At 42.0% G+C, this 545-nt stretch carries 1 protein-coding gene; it reads right to left on the bottom strand.

All coding sequences use genetic code 11. The annotated features are described in order from the left end of the window. The coding region (locus tag ABN217_RS20145; protein ID WP_349459991.1) for a DUF4056 domain-containing protein at nt 1–545 on the bottom strand (545 nt) is incomplete at both ends.

Below are 545 nucleotides of genomic sequence, written 5' to 3'. Positions count from 1 at the left end.
ATGCCATACGGCAAGCTGAAAAGCTAATTTTGCGGCTAAGTAAGCACTTAGCGTGTAGCGTTGTTCAGGGCTAGTGGGAGGTTCGAAAGCCATAAAAACGATTTGCCTACTGGCGAGCTCATCGCTTAATTTTAATGTCCAACTTTCACCTAACCGCGGATAGATTTGGCTAAATAAGTACAGGGTATAGTCAGCGGTATCACGGACATGGGAAATATCAATAAAACCACTTTTATTTGTGTATAAAAGCCCAATTTTTTCATTGCTCATTCCCATTAACGCTGCGGTTGCGCCTAAAAAACTATCGTTATAATGGTGTTCACCCAGTTTATCGGCTTCAACGATATTATCGATAGTATAGAAAGGGACAGGTAAACCCCATAATTGCGCTTGTAAATCATAACCGAAAGCACAGCATGCCCTTAAACCCTGTGGTGGATTTAAAGTTTCAATAACAGGCCATACTTGAGAGGCGGATTCGTGGCTATCACTGCTTAATTGAGGAGATACCGAAGGTAAATGAGCGACTGGATTGCTTTGACATG

Origin of the sequence: Proteus sp. fly-1067 (assembly GCF_040139345.1) — a bacterium.
GTDB classification, from domain to species: Bacteria; Pseudomonadota; Gammaproteobacteria; order Enterobacterales; family Enterobacteriaceae; genus Proteus; species Proteus vulgaris_B.
Note: the sequence above shows the minus strand (reverse complement) of the source record. Positions and strands in the feature narration are given on the sequence as shown.